We start from the raw sequence: 20771 nt of genomic DNA, 5'->3' as shown, positions 1-20771 counted from the left end.
GCGCTACTCCACGAGATCGGTCCACAGCACCATCAGCACCGTCATCAACGCGGGGCCGATGAAAATCCCCAGCAGCCCGAACGTCTCGGCGCCGCCGAGAATGCCGAACAGCACCAGCAGAAACGGCAGGCGCGTCGAGTTGCCGATCAGCACCGGCCGCACGAAGTGCTCGGCGACGAACACGACGACCGCGCCGAATATCAGCAGCCCGGCCGCTGCGACCATCGAGCCCTGCACGAGCAGCCACAGCGCCGCGAGACCGAACACGATCGGCGCGCAGAACGGCAGCATCGCGGCGATCGCCGTCACGAAGCCGAGCAGCGCCGCATGCGGCACGCCGGTCACGAAGTACGCGACGCCAAGCAGCAGGCCCTCGCCGACGCCGACCACGATCAAGCCCGACACGGTGGCGCGCACCGCGGTCCCCATATGCGCGACGAGGTCCGCGCCGCTATCGCCGAAACCGCGTCGCGCGGCCTTCAGCAACGAGCCGGACAGGCGCGGCCCCGCCTGAAAAATCACGAACAGTGTGACCAGCATGAACGCGAACACCATCGCCGCATGCGCGGCGCGAGCGCCGAAATGCCGGCCGAGCGTCATCACCGTTTCGCTGTGCAAGCCTTTCATCGCCGCCGAGTCGCGCAGCGGCTGAGCGAGATTGGCCTGCCACCACGAGCTGATCTGCTGCACGCCGAACGGCAGACGGTTGATGAAGTCCGGCAGCGGGATGCCGTTCTCCTGCGCGCTGCGGAACCATTCGTTCAGTTCATGCGCCTCGCGCAGCGCCTGCGCGATGCCGAGCCCGAGCGGCAGCAGCACGAGCACGGCAATCACCAGCGTGAAGACGGTCGCGAGCAGGGTCGTGCGTCCCCTGAACCAGCGGCTCCCCGCCACCTTGTGCAGCAGCGGCCACAGCGCAATCGCGACGACCGCCGCCCACGCCACCACCACGATGAAATCGCGCACCACCCACAATGCGAGCAGCACGAGCCCGATATAGAGCACGACCGACGCGGCCCTCTGCTTTTTCTGGCGCTCGACGGCGACGGACGACGGTTCGGGAGAGTTGGGCGGGACGGCGGGAGGGCGTGGAATCATGTGAACTCTGGTGTTTTTTGAACAGTGTGCGCACGAGCCGACCTGAAAAATTCAAACCCGCTACACTGACGGCTCAGTTCGCCGCCCGACACCCAACATCTTAAAGGAAGCGTTGCCGCCCTTTTCCCGGCGGCCCTCCTCGTCGCGCGATATGCAACACAGCGTTGCAAAAATGTGCATTATTAAAAAATCACATAAAAATGCTTGTAACGCCCGTCATTTCAGCAAGTCGCAAATGTCAAGTGTGATTATTGCTAATTCCGGAACGGTGTTTCAACGATGACACAATGGCTATCCGGCGCGCACGGGACTAAATTCGGCACTCCACAATACGGAGTCGATGATGACCCTGGAGTCCATCCCCCTCGACGGTAGCAATGGCGTACGCATCGAAATTCTGGAGAGCTCCGACACGACGCTGGTGATCCGCTGGGTCGAGCCGGGCCGCTGCCACTACGGTGAACAGCGCTGGCGCCGCCGCTCGGCGCATTCGTCTGGCACCTGCGCGGTGTCGCGCCGCAAGATCCGCCGCGGTGACCCGGTGTTCAAGCCGGCCGAGCGCCCGGCGCCATCGAATGCGTCCGCGATGATCTGCGCGGAAATTCTCGAACCGCTGCTCGAAGCGGCCTGACGCACGGAACGTTCCCGACTACCGCGGCCGGAGCGCGAGTTTCAACCCCGTCTGTCTCCCTACCGCCCATGCGCCCCTTAACGACCGTGTGCCCGGCCGCCGCGGCATCGCATGATCCGCCGCCGCGCTGCCCCCGCTCACGGTTGCCGCCCCGCGCCTCGTGCGTTAAGGTGGACTCGTTGCGCCCGCCCGACTGCCGGCTCGCTATCCGGCGCCGGCTGCGCGCCTTCCACCACCGCGCCGCGCCCGCCGCGACGCCGTTTGAGGGCCGATCATGGCAGAAGACACGCCGCAAACCCGCGCGGCCACCGCCGCTTCCACGCCTCCCGCTTCCTCCGCTCCTCCCGCTTCGCTGATCCCGCCGCAGCAGTTCTCGCTCGACGTGCTGCTCGAAAAGTATGCGAAGGGCGACGAGCAATCCGCTGACGACGTGTATCGCCGCGTCGCGCGCGGCGTCGCCGAGGCCGAGCCGCCCGAGTTGCGCGCGTCGGTCGAGGAACAGTTCTTCGACAATATGCGCCACGGCGCGCTCGGCGCGGGCCGCATCATGAGCGCGGCGGGCAGCGGCATCGCCGCGACGCTGATCAACTGCTTCGTGCAGCCGGTCGGCGATTCGATTCAGGGCGTCGATGAACAGGGTTTGCCGGGCATCTACGTCGCGCTGCTGCAGGCGGCCGAAACGATGCGCCGCGGCGGCGGCGTCGGCTACAACTTCTCCGCGATCCGGCCGAAGGGCGCGCGGGTTCACACGACCAGCTCGGCCGCCTCGGGTCCGTGCAGCTACATGGACGTGTTCGACGCATCGTGCCGCACCGTCGAAAGCGCGGGCTCGCGGCGCGGCGCGCAGATGGCGGTGCTCGACTGCAACCATCCGGACCTGCTCGAATTCATCGAGGCCAAGCATTCGAAGGGGCGCTGGAACAACTTCAACGTGTCGGTCGGCGTCACCGACGAATTCATGCGCGCGGTCGAGAACGACGAGCCGTGGCAACTGGTCCATCGCGCCGAGCCGTCGCCGGCGCTGCGCGCGGCCGGCGACGTGCGGCAGCGCGATGACGGCCTGTGGGTCTATAGCGAACGTCCAGCGCGCGCGATCTGGGACCGCATCATGCGCTCGACGTACGACGTCGCCGAGCCCGGCATCGTGTTCATCTCGCGGATGAACGAGGACAACAATCTGCGCGCGGTCGAAACGATCCGCGCGACCAATCCGTGCGGCGAGCAGCCGCTGCCCGCCTACGGCTGCTGCAACCTCGGACCGCTCAATCTGACGCGCTTCGTCGTCGATCCGTTCGCGCAGATGCAGGGGCGCCAGCCATCGTTCGACTGGGACGGCCTCGGACGCCGCACCCGCACGCAGGTGCGCTTTCTCGACGACGTGCTCGACGTCACGCTGTGGCCGCTGCCCGAGCAATACGCCGAATCGCGCGCGAAGCGGCGCATCGGCGTCGGCTTCACCGGCCTCGGCGATACGCTGGTGATGATGGGCCTGCGCTACAACTCGCAGGAAGGCCGCGATTTCGCGGTACGCATCGCGCGCTTGATGCGCGACGAAGCGTATCGCGCGTCGGTCGAACTCGCGAAGGAGCGCGGCGCGTTCGAGCTGTTCGACGCCGCGCGCTATCTGGAAGCCGGCACCTTCGCATCGCGTCTGCCCGACGACATCAAACAGGCGATCCGCCGCGACGGCATCCGCAACAGCCACCTGCTGTCGATCGCGCCGACCGGCACCGTGAGCCTCGCGTTCGCGGACAACGCGTCGAACGGCATCGAGCCGGCGTTCTCGTGGACCTATACGCGCATGAAGGTGATGGCCGACGGCGGCCGCGAATCGTTCGACGTCGAGGACTACGCATACCGGCTTTATCGCGAGCTCGGCGGCGATGTGACCAGCCTGCCCGACTATTTCGTCAGCGCGCTGCAGATGTCCGCGCGCGACCATCTCGACATGATGGCGGCCGTGCAGCCGTACGTCGACACATCGATCTCGAAGACCGTCAACGTGCCCGCCGACTATCCGTTCGACGCGTTCGAAAGCCTCTACTTCGATGCATGGAAAAGCGGGCTGAAAGGCCTTGCCACCTATCGCCCGAACGACACGCTCGGCGCGGTGCTGAGCGTGTCGTCCGCGCAGGCCGACGACACGCTCGCCGAGATGGATCAGGACCCGCTGCGTATCGCGATCGATCATCGGCCGAGGGGCGAATTGCCGGCAATCATCGAGAAGGTCGAGTATCTGACGCAGGCCGGCAAGAAGTCGCTGTATGTCGCAGTGTCGTTCATCGAGGTGACGGGGCGGCTCGGCGGCGAGGACGTGACGATCGAGCGGCCAATCGAATTCTTCATTCCGGTCGGTCAGCGCGACGAGTCGCAGCAATGGATCACCGCGACGATGCGTTCGCTGTCGCTGGCCGCGCGCGGCGGCTTCGTCGCGCGCAATCTGCAGGATATGCGCAAGGTGTCGTGGGATCGCGGCCAGGTGCGGCTTGGCGACGTGCAGCGGCTCGACGGTCATCGCGCGCCGCGCTGGCACGATTCCGAAGTGGCGGCGCTCGCGTTCGCGATCCAGCAGATCCTGTATCGACGCGGCTTTCTCGACGCCGAGGGCAATCAGGTCGCATCGCGGATGCTTGCGCGTTTGCCGCGCGGACAAATGAAAACGGACTTGGCGCTGTCCGCCGATTTCGGCCTGCGCCCGAATCCGGCGGATAGCGCCGACGCGTTGCTGCAGCCGAACGGCACGCAAGGGCTGCACACGATGCTCGGACGCAAATGCGCTTCGTGTGGCGCGAATGCGGTGATTCGCAAGGATGGCTGCGATTTTTGTACCGCGTGCGGGGAGGTGGGGGCGTGCGGGTAGCGGGAGGTGAGGAGCGAGCGGCGTGGATGTGAGTATTCCCGTAAGGTCGCAAAGCGACCGTGGCAACTAATCTAGGCCGTGAGGTCCGAAAAGGTCGCATTCAGCCGCCGCGTCGACCCGGGCTAAAACGATGCGCCTGCTGTTCCCCTCGCCGAGATCAATGCAGGATTTTGGCTCGACGACGTGCAGGATAGTTGCCCTGCCGCATCGGGCCGCGTTGTACGATGGATTCGGCAGCAAGCTCTTTTGGGCTTGTCGTTTCGGTATCTGGTTCGCTCATTTTATGGTTATGACGGGGACTAAAGATTTAACTGGAATTTTGTCGAGTGGGCGCGCTCGCATATGGTTGCGAACAAGGTTGATGTGGCCTATCACAAGACTGACCTGCTCGAACAGCGCTGCCCGATGAAGGAAGAGTGGGCGGCGCATGTCTCCGGCATGGCGGGTTGATTGTAGAAGCGGCCGAAGAGAGAGGCACAAAAAAAAACGACTTGTGAGGGGCGGCATATTCGTCTCCACTATGCATGTTCCCGGATGATGAACAAATCGAACTCTATAGCGATCGCAAAGCCGGCAGTCGGATGCAGATAGACAATGTGTTGAGCTGTTCTTTTACCCGGCAATGAGCACTTCAACAGATTGCGTGCAAGTGCTTCAACTTGCGTGTTCGGCCGTGCCCTCTCCATCGACAGCACGATATTGACTGTACCGCCGTTCTCGAGCCCTAGACGGGTCACTCCTTGAAAGGTGGCTGTGACTCGACGCGCACCGAGTTTGAGACCCAGAATCAATGTGTCAGGACAAGTCAAGTCAGATTCATTTTGTAGCACGATGCTTTCGACATGCCAGTCATGGAAGTAATCATACGCGTGGAGCGTTGCGTCAATATCTGTCACAGTTTGCCTCACTAAGGGAGAATTGAAACGGGCCAACCTTGATCGCGCACGTTGCCATCCCAGTTATGTGCATGCGGATTAGGCTGCCCGTGGTGGGAATCAAAGTCTATGTCAACCGCTGCCGAGCCATTAGAATCAAACATGCGCCATTGCTTCTTCATACCGGGGTGGGACGCGTTTTCAGCCGATGTTGACCCTGATACGAGCGGCATCGTGCTCCGGTTGCCAGGGAACACCTGAGGGTGTTGATCGTCACGGGATGATCATCAAGTTGGACGAAACAGGAATCCGCACCGTTGCGTGCGTGCGCGCGGTGCTCGAAGGTGCCAGCAACTTCCTGCGCGACGGCGTCACACTCAATGGCCTGCAGCAGGAAGCACAGCGTCTTACTGACATCGAGGCCGCCCGTCAGGTTCGGGAAGCCCGCGAGGCCATGCTGAAGAGGTGATTGCCCAAACGCGACCAATCTACGGAGACATCTGGAGTTTCGCCACCACCTGCGCTGCCTGATTGCAATGCCCTACAATCCCACCGACTTCTTCTATAACGATTGGCTTGCCGAAAGAGTGAGTTCTCTCAGGGTCATTTCGGTTTTGTAGAGTACTAAAAGCGCCCGCACACACAGTCGCCGAGCGGTTTCATCTGCACGCCGAACACGGGCGCGAAATGACCGACGAGAATGCCAGCCGCAAGTCCGATCAGGACCTGCACGTAGAGATGTTTGAGCACGCGCAAGATGGTGTCTCCTCCACTCGCTGCTGCCAGATGTCGAGCCGGCGCCACTGCCGCATGAGCTGCCGGTCACGGGGGCATCGTTGGCCGCTTCTCCGTGCCGGCATGCGCCGGGAAGGTGGGGACCGCGGCGCGCGAGCCGTGCGGCTCGCCGCGGCGGCCAAGCCGCCCGTGTCAGGCGCTTTCGAACAGACGCGTCAGGACGAACTCGCGATGACCGAGCGCTTCGGCTGCGGTGAAACGGCCGTTGATCGTCGCCATCATGCATTGGAGCAGTTTGTCGCCGCTCTGGTCGAGGTTCTGCTCACGCTGCAGAATGCCGGTCACATCCACGTCGATATGCTCGCCCATCGTGCGGACCGTGCGCGGATTCGCGCAGATCTTGATGACCGGCACGATCGGATTGCCGATCACGTTGCCTTGTCCCGTCGGGAAGAAATGCACGACGAAGCCCGATGCCGCGCACAAGGTCACCATCTCGGCCGCGGCCGATGACGAATCCATGAACCACAGTCCCGAATGCGTCGGCTCCTCGGCTTTGTCCAGCACGCCATCGACCATGCACTTCTTGCCGATCTTCTGGATGTTGCCGAGCGCCTTTTCCTCGATCGTCGTCAGGCCGCCCGCGATATTGCCCTTGGTCGGCTGCGACTCGGACAGGTCATCGGTTTTCCAGCGGTTGATCATGTCCTGGTAGCGGTCGAACATGAACTGGAAGCGCTCGCGCACGCCCTCGTTCGCGCAGCGCGCGGCGACGATCTGCTCGCCGCCCGTGAGCTCCGAGGTCTCGCCGAATAGGAGCGTGGTGCCGAGGCCGTAGAGTTTGTCGAACGCATTGCCGACGGTCGGGTTCGAGCCGCAGCCCGACGTGGTGTCCGACTCGCCGCACTTGGTCGACACCCATAGCTCCGAGATCGGGCACGCCTCGCGATCGAGCGAGGTCGCGTACTGCACCATTTCCTTCGCGGCCTTCGACGCGCGCATGATCGTGTCGTGATCGCCATGCAGTTCGATGCCGAAGCCCACCACCGGCTTGCCGGTTTTCGCAATACCGTCGACGACGCGCTTGGTCCAGCCCTCCTCGATCCCGATCACGACCACCGCCGCGACGTTCGGATTGCTGCCCGCGCCGATCAGCGTGCGGAAATGCAGTTCGAGGTCGGCGCCGAATTGCAGCCGCCCATACGGATGCGGCAGCGCCATGGCCCCCTTGATGTTGTGTTCGACCGCCTGTGCCGCGGCATTGGACAGGTCGTCGACCGGCAGGATGATCACGTGGTTGCGTACGCCCACGCGGCCGTTGTCGCGACGATAGCCGCGGAAAGTGGTATCCAGGTCAATCACGCTCATGGTTTCTCTCTCGTTCGGGTTGCCAGTGAGGGGCGGCCCGATGCCGCGAAGCGGGATGCGGCAAAACAGGCAGCAATTGCGCGCGTTGCTTACCAGCGCTTCGTCTTGATGTTGTGCACGTGCGCGTGCTCGCCGGCCTTGATCGGCGCGACCACCTTGCCGATGTCGACGCCGTACTTGAACACCGTGTCGCCGACGGCCATGTCCTTCAGCGCGACCTTGTGACCGATCGGAATGTCCTGCTTCGCCGGCACGGTGACGATTGCGTCGTCGTCCATGATCCATGCGTTGAGCTGCATGCCCGCCTTGATGCCCTCGACCACCGCCACGCCGACCGTGTCTTTCGCCTCGTGCAGCACAATGTGGATCGTTCTGCGTGGCGCCGACGCGCCCGCTGCGGTGTCGTTGATGTCTGCCGTGGGATTGCTCATGAGCGTCTCCATTCGTAGTTTGAATGCGGTGAGGGTGCCGCCGGGGCAGCGCAGTCAGGTGCGCCGCGGTGAATCGATACTAGGCGTCCACTTACTCAATGTCAACTAGGTCATATATATGTGTTAGAGGACTGAATGAAGACCCATGCCGCTGTCGCGAATCGCCGACAACATACGATTCATCCAGATGTATTAGATGACCTGGTCGTTTAGAATCAGGCCAGGTTCAACGCAGGCGAGCTACGACTCGCGTATCCCAGAGGTTTTCATGAGCACGCTCGCGATCAACGCGCCCGCAGTGGGCGCCACACGGTACAAGGAGGTCAAGAGCGCGATTCTCGCGGCGCTCGCGGCCGGCGAATGGAAAGGCGGCGAATGCATTCCTTCGGAAAAGCGCCTTGCCGAACGCTTCGGCGTGTCGATCGGCACGCTGCGCAAAGCCATCGACGAACTGTGCGCCGAGAACATTCTGATCCGTCATCAGGGGCTCGGCACCTTCGTGGCGATGCATCAGCGCGACCGGCACTTCTTCCGCTTCTTTCGCATCGTGCGGCGCGACGGCGACAAGGCCTACCCGGTCGTCACGCTGATCGGGTTCAAGAAGGCGCGAGCGTCGCGCGAGGCGGCCGCCGCGCTCGGTATCGAGACCGGCGCGCGCGTGCTGCAGTTCGTCAACGGGCTCGCGCTGCACGGCAAGACCGTGCTGATCGAACATATCACCGTGCCCGAAGCGCTGTTTCCCGGCTTGACCGAAAGCAAGCTGCGCAACCGGCCGAACACGCTGTACAACTTCTATCAGGACGGTTTCGGCATCAACGTGGTCGAGACCGATGAGCGTGTGAGCGTTGCGCTCGCCAATGAGCTCGAAAGCGCGCAGCTTGGCGTCGATGTCGGCGCGCCGCTGCTCGAGATTCGGCGCATCGCGTACTCGTATCACCGCAGCGCGGTGGAACTGCGCATTTCGCGGCTCAATACCGAGGAGTACGAGTACATCGGCACGCGCGCGGCGCGCGACGATCAGAAATAGCGGACCACCGTCACTCGCCAGGCCCATCTGCGCAAAAACGACAGGCCAATCGTCTTTCATTTTCGGCCGGCGCCAACCTGTCTAAAATAGCCGCACTTCCGAATCCGAGAACCTCATGCTGGATACCCTCACGGGCGGCGCCGCGCCCATCAACGACGACTCCGGAATGTTCGAACTCGCGCCGGTGTCGCTGTGGCTCGAAGATTTCAGCGGCGTGCGCGCGTTGTTCGATGAATGGCGAGCCGCGGGCGTGACCGATCTGCGCGCCCATTTCGCCGCAGACCCGCGCCGCGTTGCGGAATGCGCTCACCGCATCCGCGTGATCAAGGTCAATCGGCAGACGCTCACGCAATTCGAGGCCGCCGATTTCGACACGCTGACGAGCAACCTCGCGTCGGTGTTCCGTGACGACATGCTGAAAACGCACCTCGAGGAGCTGTGCCAGCTCTGGGCCGGACAATCGAACTTCACGAGCCACACGGTCAACTACACGCTCGGCGGACGGCGGCTCGACGTGCTGCTCAAGGGTGCGGTGCTGCCCGGTCACGAGCAACGCTGGGACCGCGTGCTGGTGTCGACCGAAGACATCACCGAGCTCGAAGGCGCGCGGCGCCGTGTCGCGGAAGCGGAAGAATACGCGCGCGGGCTCTTCGAACATTCGCCGGTATCGCTGTGGGTCGAAGATTTCAGCGCGGTCAAACGCCTGCTCGACGGCGCGCGCGCGGCCGGCATCAACGATTTCCGGGTGTTTACCGACGTCCATCCCGAGTTCGTCGAACGCTGCATGGCGGAAATCCATGTGCTCGACGTCAACCACCACACGCTGGGTATGTTCGGCGCGAAGGACAAGAAGACGCTGCTGGCGCGCCTCGCCGACGTGTTCCGCGACGAGATGCGCCCGCATTTCCGCGAGCAGCTGATCGACCTGTGGGACAACAAGCTGTTCCAGCAGCGCGAGGTGCTCAACTATTCACTCGACGGCAACGAGGTTCACGTACACCTGCAATTCTCGGTGCTGCCCGGCCACGAGCGGGACTGGGATCTCGTGCTCGTCGCGCTGACCGATATCACCGCGCGCAAGAAGGCCGAGGCCTACCTGGAATTCCTCGGCAAGCACGACGTGCTGACCAAGCTGCGCAACCGCTCGTTCTACGTCGACGAACTGAACCGGCTGGAACGCAAGGGACCGTGGCCCGTCACGATCATCATGGCCGACCTGAACGGCCTGAAGCGGGTGAACGATCAGCTCGGCCACGCGGCCGGCGACGCGCTGCTGCGGCGGGCTGGCGAAGTACTCGCGAAGGCGATGGAGTCGCCGTTCCACGCGGCGCGGATCGGCGGCGACGAGTTCGCGATCCTGATGCCCGATACCGACGAGCGCGGTGGCGCGGCGATGATCGACGCGATTCGCCAGCTGGTCGAGATGAACAACCAGTTCTATCCGGGCTCGCCGCTGAGCTTCTCGATGGGCGCGGCGACCTGCCAGCGCGGCGATCGGCTGGAAGCGGGCGTGCAGCGCGCCGATCTGCTGATGTATGAGGAAAAGCGCGCGCACTACGACGCGCAGCCGGGCGCGGACGCGCCGGCGAAGTAACGGCCGAGGGCGTCAGGCGTTCGCCGCGTCGGCGCAACGCTCGACGCTCGAGCTCACTCAGCCCGGCAGCTTGGCTGCCAGCACATCCAGCCTGACGATGCTCGGCGGCGACGCGAACAGCTCGGCCGCCTTCTCCACCAACGCGGCCGCGACCTTGCCGTTCAGATGCGCGTCGCGGCCGGCTTCATCGTCGAACGCATCGAAAATGGCGTAGATCGACGGACCGAGTTTCAGACCGAACCACGCTGCGGTGGCCGGTTCCTGCTCGACGAGCGGCAGGCCGCCGAGCAGAAACGCCTCGACTTCCTTTTCCTTGCCGGGCTTGGCTTCCAGACGGACATACAAAGCGAGCTTGACCATGATGCGACTCCTGGTGAGGTCGGCAGCGAACGATCCTTTCAAAGCGCTTTGAAAAGTATAGGCGGCGGCGTCTGACGCGGCGCCGGACCTACGCCGCGAACAAGTCACGCGCCCGGAAAGCGCAGCTCGAAACGCACCACGCCCGGCAGCGGACACACCACGCGCGCGCTGCCGCCATGCAGATGCATGATCGCCTTCACGATCGCGAGCCCGAGTCCGTTCGATTCCGTGAACGCGCTGCGCGCCGCGTCGCCGCGATAGAAGCGATCGAACAGCCGGTCGAGTTGCGCGGCCGGAATCGGCTCGCCCTCGTTCTCGACCGTCACCAGCGCGCCCGCCTGGTCTTGCTCGCCGCGCAGGCGCACGATCGTGCCGCCCGCGCCGTAACGCACCGCATTGACGGCCAGATTGTTGATCGCGCGGCGGCACAGCATCGGATTGGCCGACGCGATGCCTGCCGCGTCGACTTCGAAACGCATGCCGCGTTCGTCGGCCAGGCCTTCGAAATAGTCGGCGATTCTGACGAGCTCGCCACGCAGATCGACCGGCTGCCGCTCGATCGACAACGCCGCATGATCCGCATGCGCGAGAAACAGAATGTTCTCCGCGATATGGCTCAGGCGATTCAGCTCCTCCAGATTCGATTCGAGCAGTTGCTGATACTCGTCGGGTTCGCGCGGCTGCGCGAGCGCCACCTGGGTCTGGCCGACCAGCGCGCCGACTGGTGTGCGAATCTCGTGTGCGAGATCGGCGGAAAACTGCTGCAGGCGTTGATAGCCGTCGGCGAGACGATCGAGCATCGCGTTGAACGCGTGCGTGAGTTGACGCAGTTCCACCGGCGCCGCTTGATCGTCGAGCCGCACCGTCAGATTCGTCGGGCTGATTTGCGCGGCGCGGGTGGCGATCTCGCGCACCGGTCGCAGCGCGCAGCGCGCGGCGCAGCACGCAGTAAGCGAGCAGCGTCGCAGCCAGCATGCCGCTCAGCGTCGCCAGCACGATGCGGTTGCGGTACTCGGCCAGCATGCGCATTTCATGTGTCATCGGATGGCCGGCGATCACCTCGACTTCGGTGCCATCCTCGCGCGCTGTCGCGGTCGCGATCGCCCAATGCACCGGCACGCCGTCGGCAAGGTGCGTCCGACGGACGTCGGTGGCGCGCGGCGGATCACCTGCCGGGGCGAGCGGCAAATCAGGCACCGCGAGGCCGCCCGGATTCACGTCGACGAACGGGACTTCGCCTGGCCGCCGGAAGATCAGCACGTCCTCCTCCGCGCCGAGCATCGTCTCGAACAGCAGCGGACGCTTCTTCAATTCGCTGACCGAGTAAAGGTCGTGCACGATGCGGCTGAAATGCTCGACGCGGCCGCTCAGCACGACATCGGCGCGGCGTTGCAGCGCGACTTCGGCGGAATGATAGAAATACGCGCCGAGCGAACCGATCACCGCGCAGGCGATCAGCGCGAACAGCAACGTGGTGCGCGCGATCAGCGAGCGTTCGGTCCAGAGTCTCATGCGCCGTCGCCGAACGCGTAGCCGATGCTGCGCACCGTGTGAATCAGCTTCTTCTCGAACGGGTGATCGACCTTCGCGCGCAGGCGCTTGATCGCCACGTCGACCACGTTGGTGTCGCTATCGAAATTCATGTCCCACACTTCCGACGCGATCTGCGAACGCGACAGCGCTTCGCCCTCGCGGCGCACCAGTAGATGCAGCAGCATGAACTCCTTGTTGGTCAGCGGAATGTCGACGCCCTCGCGCGTGACCCGGCGGCGCAATACGTCGAGCTTCAAGTCGGCGACTTCGAACACGTCGCTTTCACGGATCACCCCACGGCGCAACAGCGTGCGAATGCGCAGCCAACTCGGTAAACGAGAACGGCTTGACCAGATAGTCGTCGGCGCCGAGTTCCAGACCGCGAATGCGGTCGCTGACCTGATCGCGCGCGGTCAGGAAGATCACCCGCAAATCGCGTCGCGCGCGCAACGCCCGCATGATTTCCCAACCATCGATGCCGGGCAGCATCACGTCGAGCACCACGAGTTCGTAGTCGTGCCCGAGCGCCAGGTGAAGGCCGTCCGTGCCGGTGCGCGCGAGGTCTACCGCGTAGCCATTCTCGCGCAAGCCCTTCTTCAGATAGTCGCCGGTTTTCGGATCGTCTTCGATAACCAGAATGCTCATGATGCTCGCCGCTCCTGCGCACGATTCGACCCGCAAGGCCGCGCTCGCGCGCGCAATAAACGCCTGACGGGAGCGCTCGAAAAAACCTGCGACGCTCCCCCGGCGGCCATTCTACGTGGCCGCCGTCGGCCATTGATGACGTTTTTGTCATCCTCCCGTCACCTTGATGAGCCGATGTGGCGGCTAGTCTGACAGCACCATCCACCACGCTGCATCCCTTTCCTGGAGTTGCCTGATGAAGACCCGCATGAACACTGTCCGCGCACGCACGCTGCGCGCCCTCGCCGTCCCCGCACTCGCCGCCGCGCTGTTCGCGACGACGTTCGGGGCTTCGGCCCAGACTGCCGTGCCGACCGGCGTGCGCGGCACGGTCACGTCGCTGTCGGGCGATCTGCTCAAAGTCCACACGCGCGACGGCCAGGACGTCGACGTGAAGCTCGCCGCCGACACGCCGATTCGCGGCGTCACGCTCGCGAACGTCACCGACATCAAGCCGGACAGCTATGTCGGCACCGCCGCGATTCCGCAGTCCGACGGCACGCTGAAAGCGCTCGAAGTGCACGTGTTCCCGCCGAGCATGCGCGGCTCGGGCGAAGGTCATCGACCGTGGGATCTCGGCGCGAACAGCACGATGACGAACGGCACGGTCGGCTCGCTGGTGGTCAGCAACGGCCGCACGATCACCGTCAAGTATAAGGACGGCGAGAAGAAGATCGTGATTCCGCAGGACGTGCCCATCGTCAGTCTGGAGCCTGGCAGCCGCGCGCTGCTGACGCCCGGCGCGAAGGTCGTGCTGTTTGCGCACAAGGAGGCGGACGGCTCGATGGCGGCGAATTTCATTTCGGCCGGTGAGCATGGCGTGACGCCGCCGATGTAACGCGGCACTTCGTTCGTCTTCCTCCTCTCGTCTTTGAAGCCAATGCCCGACTCGCAAGCAGCTCTGATCGTTCATCCTCTCTTCGTTCGCGTGACGCACTGGATCAACGCGTTCGCGATGGTCTGCATGGTGATGAGCGGATGGGCAATCTATAACGCGTCGCCGATCTTTCCGTTCCGGTTTCCCGTATGGGCGACGGTCGGCGGATGGCTCGGCGGCTCGATCGCATGGCACTTCGCGGCGATGTGGCTGCTGTGCGTGAACGGGCTGCTGTATTTCGCGTACGGCGTCGCGAGCGGCCATTTGCGTCGCAAGCTGCTGCCGGTGCGTGCCCGCGACGTGGCGCGCGATGCGGCGCTCGCGTTGCGCTTCAGACTGCCGCACGAGACCGGCCGGTACAACGCGGTGCAGCGCGCGCTGTATCTGCTGGTGCTGCTGCTCGGGGTGCTGCTCGTCGCATCGGGACTGTCGATCTGGAAGCCGGTGCAGTTCTCGTGGCTGACCGCGCTGTTCGGCGGCTTCGATTTTGCGCGGCGCGTGCATTTCGTCGCGATGGCCGGCGTGGTCGGCTTCGTCGTCGTGCATCTGCTGCTGGTGCTGCTGGTGCCGTGCACGTTGCCGCCGATGTTCACTGGACGCGCCCGGCACCGCACGCATCGGATCGATCAAGCCCCTCGGAGGACTCGCGCATGAGCGCCCCGCAACGAACCGACACGGCGAACGATACGCACGCCAATACAGACGACGCGCGCCGCTCACGCATCGTGCTTGCCGAGCACCGGCCGCAAATCGAGCAATTGCAACGCCGCTTATTTCTGCGCTCCTCGCTATCGATTGGCGCGCTCGCGATGCTGTCCGGCTGCAACCTGCAGGACAACGATTCAGTGGACAAAGTGCTGTGGGCGATGTCGCGCTGGAACGATCGCGTGCAGGCGTGGCTCTTCAATCGCAACAAGCTAGCGCCGACCTATGCCGCGCGCGATATCGCCGACCCTTTTCCTTTCAACGCGTTCTATCCCGAGTTCGATGCACCCGATATCGACGGCTCGAGCTTTCGGCTCGAAGTGTCGGGGCTCGTCGCGGACAAGCGCAGCTGGAGTCTCGAGCAGCTGCGCAAATTGCCGCAGGTTTCGCAGATCACGCGCCACGTGTGCATCGAGGGATGGAGCGCGATCGGACAATGGAGCGGTGTGCCGTTTCGCACGTTTCTCGAACTGATCGGCGCCGATCTGAGCGCGCGCTACGTGGGCTTCAAATGCGCGGACCGCTATTACTCGAGCCTCGACATGGCGACCGCGCTGCATCCGCAAACACAATTGACGCTCGCTTTCCGCAACGCGCCGCTGCCGGCCAAATACGGTTATCCGCTGAAGCTGCGCGTGCCGACCAAGCTCGGCTTCAAGAACCCGAAGCATATCGCCGCGATCTTCGTCACCGACACGAACCCCGGCGGCTATTGGGAAGATCAGGGCTACAACTGGTTCAGCGGACTTTAGACCGCGGTCACGTAACGCGGCACCGGCTTGTGCGCGCGCGGCAGCGGCGCATCGTGAGCGGCGCGCATGCGCTTGACCTCGTCGACGGGACTCAGGCCGAATAGCCGCTTGAACTCACGGCTGAACTGCGACGCGCTTTCGTACCCGACCCGCGCGGCGGCCGCGCCGGCATTCAAGCCATCCTGCACCATCATCAGACGCGCGTGATGCAGACGCGTGGTCTTCACGTACTGCATCGGCGACGTCGCGGTCACCGCCTTGAACTGCGCGTGAAACACCGCGAGGCTCATGCCGGCCTCGGCCGCGAGCGTATCGACATCGAGCGAGCCGTGGTAGTCCGCATGAATGCGCCGCAGCGCCTTGGCGATGCGGCCAAAGTGATTCTGGTGCGTGAGCGCCGCGCGAATCGCGCCGCCCTGCTCGCCGGTCAACACGCGATAACAGATTTCCCGCACGATGCCAGGGGCGAGGATGCGCGCATCGAGCGGCGATGCGAGTGCTTCCATCAGACGCTTCACTGCGCCGCTCAGCGCGGGATCGAGCGGGGTCGAGTAGATGCCGGCCGGTTCGTGCTGCGCGATACCCTGGGTCTCGTTGAGCGCCATCAGCAACTCGGCGACCATCGTCAGATCGACGCGCACGGAAATGCCGAGAAAAGGCTCCTGTTCGCTTGCTTCGGTCTCGCATTCGAACGGCAACGGCACCGACAACACCAGGTACTGCTGCGCGTCGTACTGGAACACCTGATCGCCGATAAAGCCGCGCTTGCGTCCCTGGCAGACGATCACGATACTCGGCTCGTACATCACCGGCCTGCGCGCCATCGGCTGATTCGCGCGCAGCAGGTCGACGCCTTCGAGGCTCGAACGCGTAATGCCGGCATTCGGCGCGAGCAGATTGAACAGTTCGAGCACGCGGCGCTGCGCCGCATCGTTCGTAACGGAATCGAGAGCTTGAGTGGACATGACGATATGGTGACAGCCAGGAGAATAATGCCTGGAATTTAGCACCAAACAGTGTATCGCGCTGCTCCTCCAGAGTTTTAGGCAAACCTTCAAGACAATCAGGTATTCCCCGGTGGGTGTCGGACTCCTAAGATGGGAACCCTGCCGGATCGCCCTTTTCGCCGCGCGCAGCGTGCGCGGTAATTGGCCACCATCATTCTGCTGGACGCTGATGTTGGCCACCTATGCACGCTCCCCGACTCCGGTTCATGCTGCGGCCCGCCGCATCCGCAACCCAGTGTTGCGCATCGCCGGCGCGTCGCATGTTGCGCCATCACCCTCTTTGCTGGAGCTACCCATGAGCACGACGTATGCCTATGCAGCGACCGACGCCACCACGCCGCTCGCCCCGTTTGAATTCCAGCGCCGCGCACCGCGCGCCCATGACGTGCAGATGGAAGTGCTGTACTGCGGCGTGTGCCATTCCGACCTGCATCAGGCGCGCAACGAATGGAAGAACACCATCTACCCGGTTGTGCCGGGCCACGAAATCGTGGGCCGCGTGACCGCGGTCGGTCCGAACGTAACGAAGTACAAGGTCGGAGAACTGGTCGCGGTCGGCTGTCTGGTCGATTCGTGCCGCACCTGTTCGAGCTGCGCGGAAGGTCTCGAGCAGTATTGCGAGAACGGCTGGGTGGGCACGTACAACGGTGTCGATCGCGTCGACGGACAGATCACGTACGGTGGCTATTCGACGCAACTGGTCGTCGACGAAGCTTTCACGCTGCGCGTGCCGCAGAATCTCGACCCCGCGGGTGTCGCGCCGCTGCTGTGCGCGGGCATCACCACGTATTCGCCGCTGCGCACGTGGGGCGTGGGCCCGGCAAGAAGGTCGGGATTGTCGGCCTCGGCGGACTCGGCCATATGGGTGTGAAGCTGGCTCGGGCGATGGGCGCGCATGTCGTGCTGTTTACGACGTCGCCGTCGAAGATCGAGGATGCGAAGCGGCTTGGCGCGCATGAAGTTGTTGTTTCGAAGAATCCGCAGGAGATGGAAGCGCATGTGAATAGCTTCGATTTCATTCTCAATACGGTGGCTGCACAGCATGATCTCAATCCGTTTTTGAATCTGCTGAAGCGCGATGCGACGATGACCCTGGTTGGTGCGCCGGAGCACGATCATCCGTCGCCGCAGGTGTTCAATCTGATCTTCAAGCGGCGGCGCCTTGCTGGTTCGCTGATTGGCGGTATTGCGGAAACGCAGGAAATGCTCGATTTCTGCGGGGACCATGGCATTACTTCGGATATTGAAATGATTCCGATGCAGAAGATCAATGAGGCTTATGAGCGGATTCTCAAGAGCGATGTGAAGTACAGGTTTGTGATTGATATGGATTCGTTGCGGAAGTAATAGCTGCTTGTTTGCCGCGCAGCGGGTGGTTTTTTTTGCGCCCGCGGCGCGGGGTTCTGTTTTGTTGTTGTGTTTTTTTGCCTTCGCTCTTTTTTTCTGTGTTCTTAGGGTGTTGGCCTTTCCTTGATTTGTTGTCGGTCTATTAGCGTTGCCCCTGTGCGGGGCGGCACCTACTTTCTTTGCTGCTGCAAAGAAAGTAGGCAAAGAAGACAGCTCAAACCGCAAGCTCATAAGCGGGTTCCTCGGTCTGCCTGAGCTAGTGGTGCATCTGGAATCTGTCACCTCGCACATTCCGCGTTAGTGACAAGGCTGTCATACCTCCGGCGGCGCTGCGCGCGCCGAAGCACTGTTCTCAAACCATCGGTTGTTTTGGCTTGTCGCCGAGCGCAGCCGATGGCCCCACTAACACAAAAAAACACACTGGTTTCCCCTGTATACCGGTCCGCGACGCACGTAGTGCGGAGTGGGATGGATGACGGCTTTGTCACTGCCGTCGAATGTGCGGGGGCACGGATTCCAGATGCACCACTGCCGCTTGTGGGGCACGGTGCCCGCTTAAGAAAGCGGTTTGAGCTGTCTTCTTTGCCTACTTTCTTTGCAGCAGCAAAGAAAGTAGGTGCCGCCCCGCACAGGGGCAACGCTAATAAACCGACAACAAATCAAGGAAAGGCCAACACCGCAAAGAACAAAGACAAACCACCCGCCGCAGGCAAAAAAAGAGAAACCTCATTTGGAGCATCCCAGTGATCGACAGAATAACTGCAATGCGCACATTCATCCGAATCGTGGACACCAACAGCTTCACCCGCGCAGCGGAATCCCTGAACATTCCCCGCGCAACGGCGACGACGATCGTGCAGAACCTGGAAGCCCTGCTCGGCACAGCGCTCCTGGTCCGCACCACGCGCCGCCTGAGCATCACACCAGAAGGCGCCGCCTATTACGAACGCTGCGCGCAAATACTGGCCGACATCGACGAAATGGAAGCCAGCATCCGCAACTCGACCGACAACCTGACCGGCCGCCTGCGCATAGAAATGCCGAGCGCAGTAGCAAGCGCAATCGTGCTTCCATCGCTAGACGAGTTCCACGCCCTCTACCCGAACCTCGATCTCGCGATCGGCGTCAGCAACCGCACCGTCGATATGGTTTCCGAAGCAATCGACTGCAGCATCCAGCTCGGTGAATTGCCCGATTCCAATCTCGTCGCGCGCCAACTCGGCACGCTCGATCAGGTCACCTGCGCGAGTCCAGCCTATCTGGCCCGCCACGGCACGCCAGCCGATCTCGACGAGCTGCGCGCGCACGTCGCGGTCAACTGCGTGTCGCCGCATAGCGGCCGCGAATGCGACTTCGATTTCGAAGTGGACGGCGAAGCGCGCAAGGTCAAGCTCAACGGCTTCGTGCAGGTCAGCGACGAACAGGCGTACCTCACCTGCGGACTGCAAGGCCTCGGCATGATCCAGCCCGCGCGCATCGCCGCACAGCCTTACCTCGACTCGGGCTTGCTGCATGAAGTGCTGCCGCAATGGAAACCCGTGCCGATGCCGGTCTCGGTCGCGTACGTGAAAAACCGCCGCGTGTCGCCGCGCGTGCGCGCGTTCGTCGATTGGCTCGCGGAGCTGTTCGAGAAGGCCGGCCACGTCGAGCAGGATCTGTCGCGCGTGCGTCAGTTGCTGCGCGGCCTGCATCCCGCATAAAGCGGGTGCGGGCGCGCGGCGCTCGCGCGTTGATTAGTCCATCGGCCGCACCGGCACGGGCCTCGTCAACAGATCGACATAGAAATTGAAAAACGCCGGATTATCAAATCGTTTGACGACCGTCATCTTCTGCAAACCCGGCGGCGGCGAACTCGCGTAGCCCGTTGCCTTGCCATCGTTGGCGCCGAAGCTCGTATCCACATCCACCCACTCTTCGACGGTCTGCGCCGCGAACGACGGATGCATCAGATACGCGAGCGTCAGCGTGTCCCAAATGTTCGTCGTGTAGTTCGGATTGGTCTCGAAGCCGTTCTTGCCGTCGTAGCCGTAACCGTTCAGCGTCCTGAACAGTTGCGTGATGATGGTCTGCTTCGCCGGATCGTGTGCAATGCGGTCGTAAAGTGCCTTGTCCATTTGCACGGTATTCGTTACGTCGAGCGGAATCACCGTCTGTTTGATCGGCAGACGCAGCACTGTTTTCGCCGCTTCGGGATCGAACCACCAGTTGAACTCGGCAGTGGGCGTGGTATTGCCCGGCACGTCGATCGCGCCGCCCATGTAGATGATCTGCTTGATCAGCGGCACGATTTCGGGGTGCTCGCGGGTGGCCAACGCGATGTTGGTCAGCGGGCCGATTGCGAGGATCGTCACCTCGCCCGGATAGCGCTTCACCGATTCGACGATGAAGTCGATCGCGCTCTGGCTTCGCACCTTGGTGTGCGTCGCGAAGCCATCCGGCGGCGCGACGAGCTCGCTTGCCGATTTCGGCTCGGGCTTGCTCCATGCGCCAATGTAACCGTCCCCGCCGGGGAATTCTTTCAGTTCCCGCTGGATCGTCGTGAAGTCGTGCGACAGCGCGTAATTCGCGCCCGCATACACGCCGATCTGTTGTTCGACACCGAGCCGCTCGACCGATTTCAACGCATCGGCAACACCCTGCTTGAGCCACTGATTGCCGGACACCACGGTAATGCCGAGCACTTTCAGCGAACCCTGCGCCTGCAATTGCGCGGCCATCACGCCGAGTTGCCCGTCGTCGCCGAGCGTGTTGTAGTCGCTGTCGATGATCACCTTCGGCGGATCGCTTCGGGCATTGACACCGGTGCTGGCGTAAGCCGTGAGATCGAGTGTGATTGCCACGCTTGCCGCCCAGATCAATGCCACGAGAATTCGCCTCATCGATGCCG

The 20771-nt window shown here is 63.1% G+C and carries 17 protein-coding genes and 4 pseudogenes; 11 read left to right on the top strand and 10 right to left on the bottom strand.

Annotation, left to right across the window (positions count from 1 at the left end):
* Nucleotides 1-3 precede the first annotated feature (3 nt).
* Nucleotides 4-1098 (bottom strand): AI-2E family transporter, encoded by a 1095-nt coding sequence (locus G5S42_RS04740; protein WP_176105752.1) that lies wholly within the window; start codon nt 1096-1098, stop codon nt 4-6.
* 343 nt (nt 1099-1441) lie between these two features.
* Here G5S42_RS04740 and G5S42_RS04735 point away from each other — a divergent pair, with 343 nt between their 5' ends.
* Together G5S42_RS04735 and G5S42_RS04730 are read left to right on the top strand one after the other, a co-directional pair.
* Nucleotides 1442-1729 carry a DUF3331 domain-containing protein gene (locus G5S42_RS04735; RefSeq protein ID WP_013091570.1) on the top strand — a complete coding sequence of 96 codons (288 nt, stop codon included), beginning with the start codon at nt 1442-1444 and terminating at the stop codon, nt 1727-1729.
* Between the two features lie 274 nt (nt 1730-2003).
* On the top strand, nt 2004-4589 hold the full coding sequence (locus G5S42_RS04730) for an adenosylcobalamin-dependent ribonucleoside-diphosphate reductase (RefSeq protein WP_176105751.1): 2586 nt from the start codon (nt 2004-2006) through the stop codon (nt 4587-4589).
* A gap of 518 nt (nt 4590-5107) precedes the next feature.
* On the opposite strand, the gene G5S42_RS04725 is transcribed toward G5S42_RS04730, so the two are convergent.
* Nucleotides 5108-5485 (bottom strand): hypothetical protein, encoded by a 378-nt coding sequence (locus G5S42_RS04725; protein WP_176105750.1) that lies wholly within the window; start codon nt 5483-5485, stop codon nt 5108-5110.
* A 259-nt stretch (nt 5486-5744) separates the two neighbouring features.
* Between G5S42_RS04725 and G5S42_RS04720 the strand changes: the two genes are divergently transcribed.
* A complete protein-coding gene (locus G5S42_RS04720) occupies nt 5745-5933 on the top strand; it encodes a hypothetical protein (RefSeq protein WP_176104962.1) in 189 nt (62 codons plus the stop codon).
* Between the two features lie 176 nt (nt 5934-6109).
* Here G5S42_RS04720 and G5S42_RS44050 read toward each other — a convergent pair.
* From G5S42_RS44050 to G5S42_RS04705, 3 genes and pseudogenes are all read right to left on the bottom strand, one after another.
* Nucleotides 6110-6220, bottom strand: a pseudogene (locus G5S42_RS44050) (cation:dicarboxylate symporter family transporter); the annotation flags it as partial.
* A gap of 171 nt (nt 6221-6391) precedes the next feature.
* A complete protein-coding gene (locus G5S42_RS04710) occupies nt 6392-7567 on the bottom strand; it encodes a UxaA family hydrolase (protein WP_176105749.1) in 1176 nt (391 codons plus the stop codon).
* Nucleotides 7568-7656: 89 nt separating this feature from the next.
* Complete coding sequence (locus G5S42_RS04705) at nt 7657-7998, bottom strand: UxaA family hydrolase (protein ID WP_217709839.1); 342 nt, start codon at nt 7996-7998, stop codon at nt 7657-7659.
* A gap of 268 nt (nt 7999-8266) precedes the next feature.
* On the opposite strand from G5S42_RS04705, the gene G5S42_RS04700 reads away from it, so the two are divergent.
* Nucleotides 8267-9025 carry a GntR family transcriptional regulator gene (locus G5S42_RS04700; protein ID WP_176105748.1) on the top strand — a complete coding sequence of 253 codons (759 nt, stop codon included), beginning with the start codon at nt 8267-8269 and terminating at the stop codon, nt 9023-9025.
* A gap of 115 nt (nt 9026-9140) precedes the next feature.
* Nucleotides 9141-10619 carry a sensor domain-containing diguanylate cyclase gene (locus G5S42_RS04695; RefSeq protein ID WP_176105747.1) on the top strand — a complete coding sequence of 493 codons (1479 nt, stop codon included), beginning with the start codon at nt 9141-9143 and terminating at the stop codon, nt 10617-10619.
* A gap of 57 nt (nt 10620-10676) precedes the next feature.
* Here G5S42_RS04695 and G5S42_RS04690 read toward each other — a convergent pair whose 3' ends face one another.
* The 3 genes and pseudogenes from G5S42_RS04690 to G5S42_RS04680 form a co-directional block, all read right to left on the bottom strand.
* Nucleotides 10677-10979 (bottom strand): putative quinol monooxygenase, encoded by a 303-nt coding sequence (locus G5S42_RS04690; protein WP_176105746.1) that lies wholly within the window; start codon nt 10977-10979, stop codon nt 10677-10679.
* A gap of 104 nt (nt 10980-11083) precedes the next feature.
* Nucleotides 11084-12491 (bottom strand): annotated as a pseudogene (locus G5S42_RS04685) (heavy metal sensor histidine kinase).
* Nucleotides 12488-13157, bottom strand: a pseudogene (locus G5S42_RS04680) (heavy metal response regulator transcription factor). Before G5S42_RS04680 ends, G5S42_RS04685 begins: the two co-directional pseudogenes overlap by 4 nt.
* Nucleotides 13158-13404: 247 nt before the next feature.
* Here G5S42_RS04680 and G5S42_RS04675 point away from each other — a divergent pair.
* The 3 genes from G5S42_RS04675 to G5S42_RS04665 are packed head-to-tail and all read left to right on the top strand — an operon-like array spanning nt 13405 to nt 15530.
* Nucleotides 13405-14034 carry a DUF5666 domain-containing protein gene (locus G5S42_RS04675; RefSeq protein WP_176105745.1) on the top strand — a complete coding sequence of 210 codons (630 nt, stop codon included), beginning with the start codon at nt 13405-13407 and terminating at the stop codon, nt 14032-14034.
* A gap of 42 nt (nt 14035-14076) precedes the next feature.
* Nucleotides 14077-14727: a cytochrome b/b6 domain-containing protein gene (locus G5S42_RS04670; protein WP_176105744.1), complete on the top strand. Its 651-nt coding sequence runs from the start codon at nt 14077-14079 to the stop codon at nt 14725-14727.
* Nucleotides 14724-15530, top strand: coding sequence for a molybdopterin-dependent oxidoreductase (locus tag G5S42_RS04665; RefSeq protein ID WP_176105743.1), 807 nt, complete (start codon nt 14724-14726; stop codon nt 15528-15530). The genes G5S42_RS04670 and G5S42_RS04665 overlap by 4 nt, the downstream gene beginning before the upstream one ends.
* Here the strand turns inward: G5S42_RS04665 and G5S42_RS04660 are convergent.
* Nucleotides 15527-16495 (bottom strand): AraC family transcriptional regulator, encoded by a 969-nt coding sequence (locus tag G5S42_RS04660; protein WP_176105742.1) that lies wholly within the window; start codon nt 16493-16495, stop codon nt 15527-15529. The genes G5S42_RS04665 and G5S42_RS04660 overlap by 4 nt on opposite strands.
* Nucleotides 16496-16832: 337 nt before the next feature.
* Between G5S42_RS04660 and G5S42_RS04655 the strand changes: the two are divergent.
* From G5S42_RS04655 to G5S42_RS04645, 3 genes and pseudogenes are all read left to right on the top strand, one after another.
* Nucleotides 16833-17884, top strand: a pseudogene (locus G5S42_RS04655) (NAD(P)-dependent alcohol dehydrogenase).
* Between the two features lie 468 nt (nt 17885-18352).
* Nucleotides 18353-18631, top strand: a complete 279-nt coding sequence (locus tag G5S42_RS04650; protein WP_176105741.1) for a hypothetical protein — start codon at nt 18353-18355, stop codon at nt 18629-18631.
* The gene (locus tag G5S42_RS04645) at nt 18628-19584 is read left to right on the top strand and encodes a LysR family transcriptional regulator (RefSeq protein ID WP_026228225.1); all 957 of its coding nucleotides are present in this window, start codon (nt 18628-18630) and stop codon (nt 19582-19584) included. The genes G5S42_RS04650 and G5S42_RS04645 overlap by 4 nt, the downstream gene beginning before the upstream one ends.
* A 33-nt stretch (nt 19585-19617) precedes the next feature.
* Here G5S42_RS04645 and G5S42_RS04640 read toward each other — a convergent pair whose 3' ends face one another.
* Nucleotides 19618-20763 (bottom strand): nucleoside hydrolase, encoded by a 1146-nt coding sequence (locus G5S42_RS04640; protein WP_176105740.1) that lies wholly within the window; start codon nt 20761-20763, stop codon nt 19618-19620.
* Between the last annotated feature and the right edge of the window lie 8 nt (nt 20764-20771).

The sequence above is a fragment of the Paraburkholderia youngii genome (genome assembly GCF_013366925.1).
GTDB lineage: Bacteria > Pseudomonadota > Gammaproteobacteria > Burkholderiales > Burkholderiaceae > Paraburkholderia > Paraburkholderia youngii.
This window is presented reverse-complemented; position numbering and strand designations above follow the sequence as displayed.

Bases quoted from the DNA above. Each gene is read 5' to 3' on its own strand.
- G5S42_RS04740 (WP_176105752.1), bottom strand. From the start codon at position 1,098: ATGATTCCACGCCCTCCCGCCGTCCCGCCCAACTCTCCCGAACCGTCG.
- G5S42_RS04735 (WP_013091570.1), top strand. From the start codon at position 1,442: ATGACCCTGGAGTCCATCCCCCTCGACGGTAGCAATGGCGTACGCATC.
- G5S42_RS04730 (WP_176105751.1), top strand. From the start codon at position 2,004: ATGGCAGAAGACACGCCGCAAACCCGCGCGGCCACCGCCGCTTCCACG.
- G5S42_RS04720 (WP_176104962.1), top strand. From the start codon at position 5,745: ATGATCATCAAGTTGGACGAAACAGGAATCCGCACCGTTGCGTGCGTG.
- G5S42_RS04710 (WP_176105749.1), bottom strand. From the start codon at position 7,567: ATGAGCGTGATTGACCTGGATACCACTTTCCGCGGCTATCGTCGCGAC.
- G5S42_RS04705 (WP_217709839.1), bottom strand. From the start codon at position 7,998: ATGAGCAATCCCACGGCAGACATCAACGACACCGCAGCGGGCGCGTCG.
- G5S42_RS04700 (WP_176105748.1), top strand. From the start codon at position 8,267: ATGAGCACGCTCGCGATCAACGCGCCCGCAGTGGGCGCCACACGGTAC.
- G5S42_RS04695 (WP_176105747.1), top strand. From the start codon at position 9,141: ATGCTGGATACCCTCACGGGCGGCGCCGCGCCCATCAACGACGACTCC.
- G5S42_RS04690 (WP_176105746.1), bottom strand. From the start codon at position 10,979: ATGGTCAAGCTCGCTTTGTATGTCCGTCTGGAAGCCAAGCCCGGCAAG.
- G5S42_RS04675 (WP_176105745.1), top strand. From the start codon at position 13,405: ATGAACACTGTCCGCGCACGCACGCTGCGCGCCCTCGCCGTCCCCGCA.
- G5S42_RS04670 (WP_176105744.1), top strand. From the start codon at position 14,077: ATGCCCGACTCGCAAGCAGCTCTGATCGTTCATCCTCTCTTCGTTCGC.
- G5S42_RS04665 (WP_176105743.1), top strand. From the start codon at position 14,724: ATGAGCGCCCCGCAACGAACCGACACGGCGAACGATACGCACGCCAAT.
- G5S42_RS04660 (WP_176105742.1), bottom strand. From the start codon at position 16,495: ATGTCCACTCAAGCTCTCGATTCCGTTACGAACGATGCGGCGCAGCGC.
- G5S42_RS04650 (WP_176105741.1), top strand. From the start codon at position 18,353: ATGGATGACGGCTTTGTCACTGCCGTCGAATGTGCGGGGGCACGGATT.
- G5S42_RS04640 (WP_176105740.1), bottom strand. From the start codon at position 20,763: ATGAGGCGAATTCTCGTGGCATTGATCTGGGCGGCAAGCGTGGCAATC.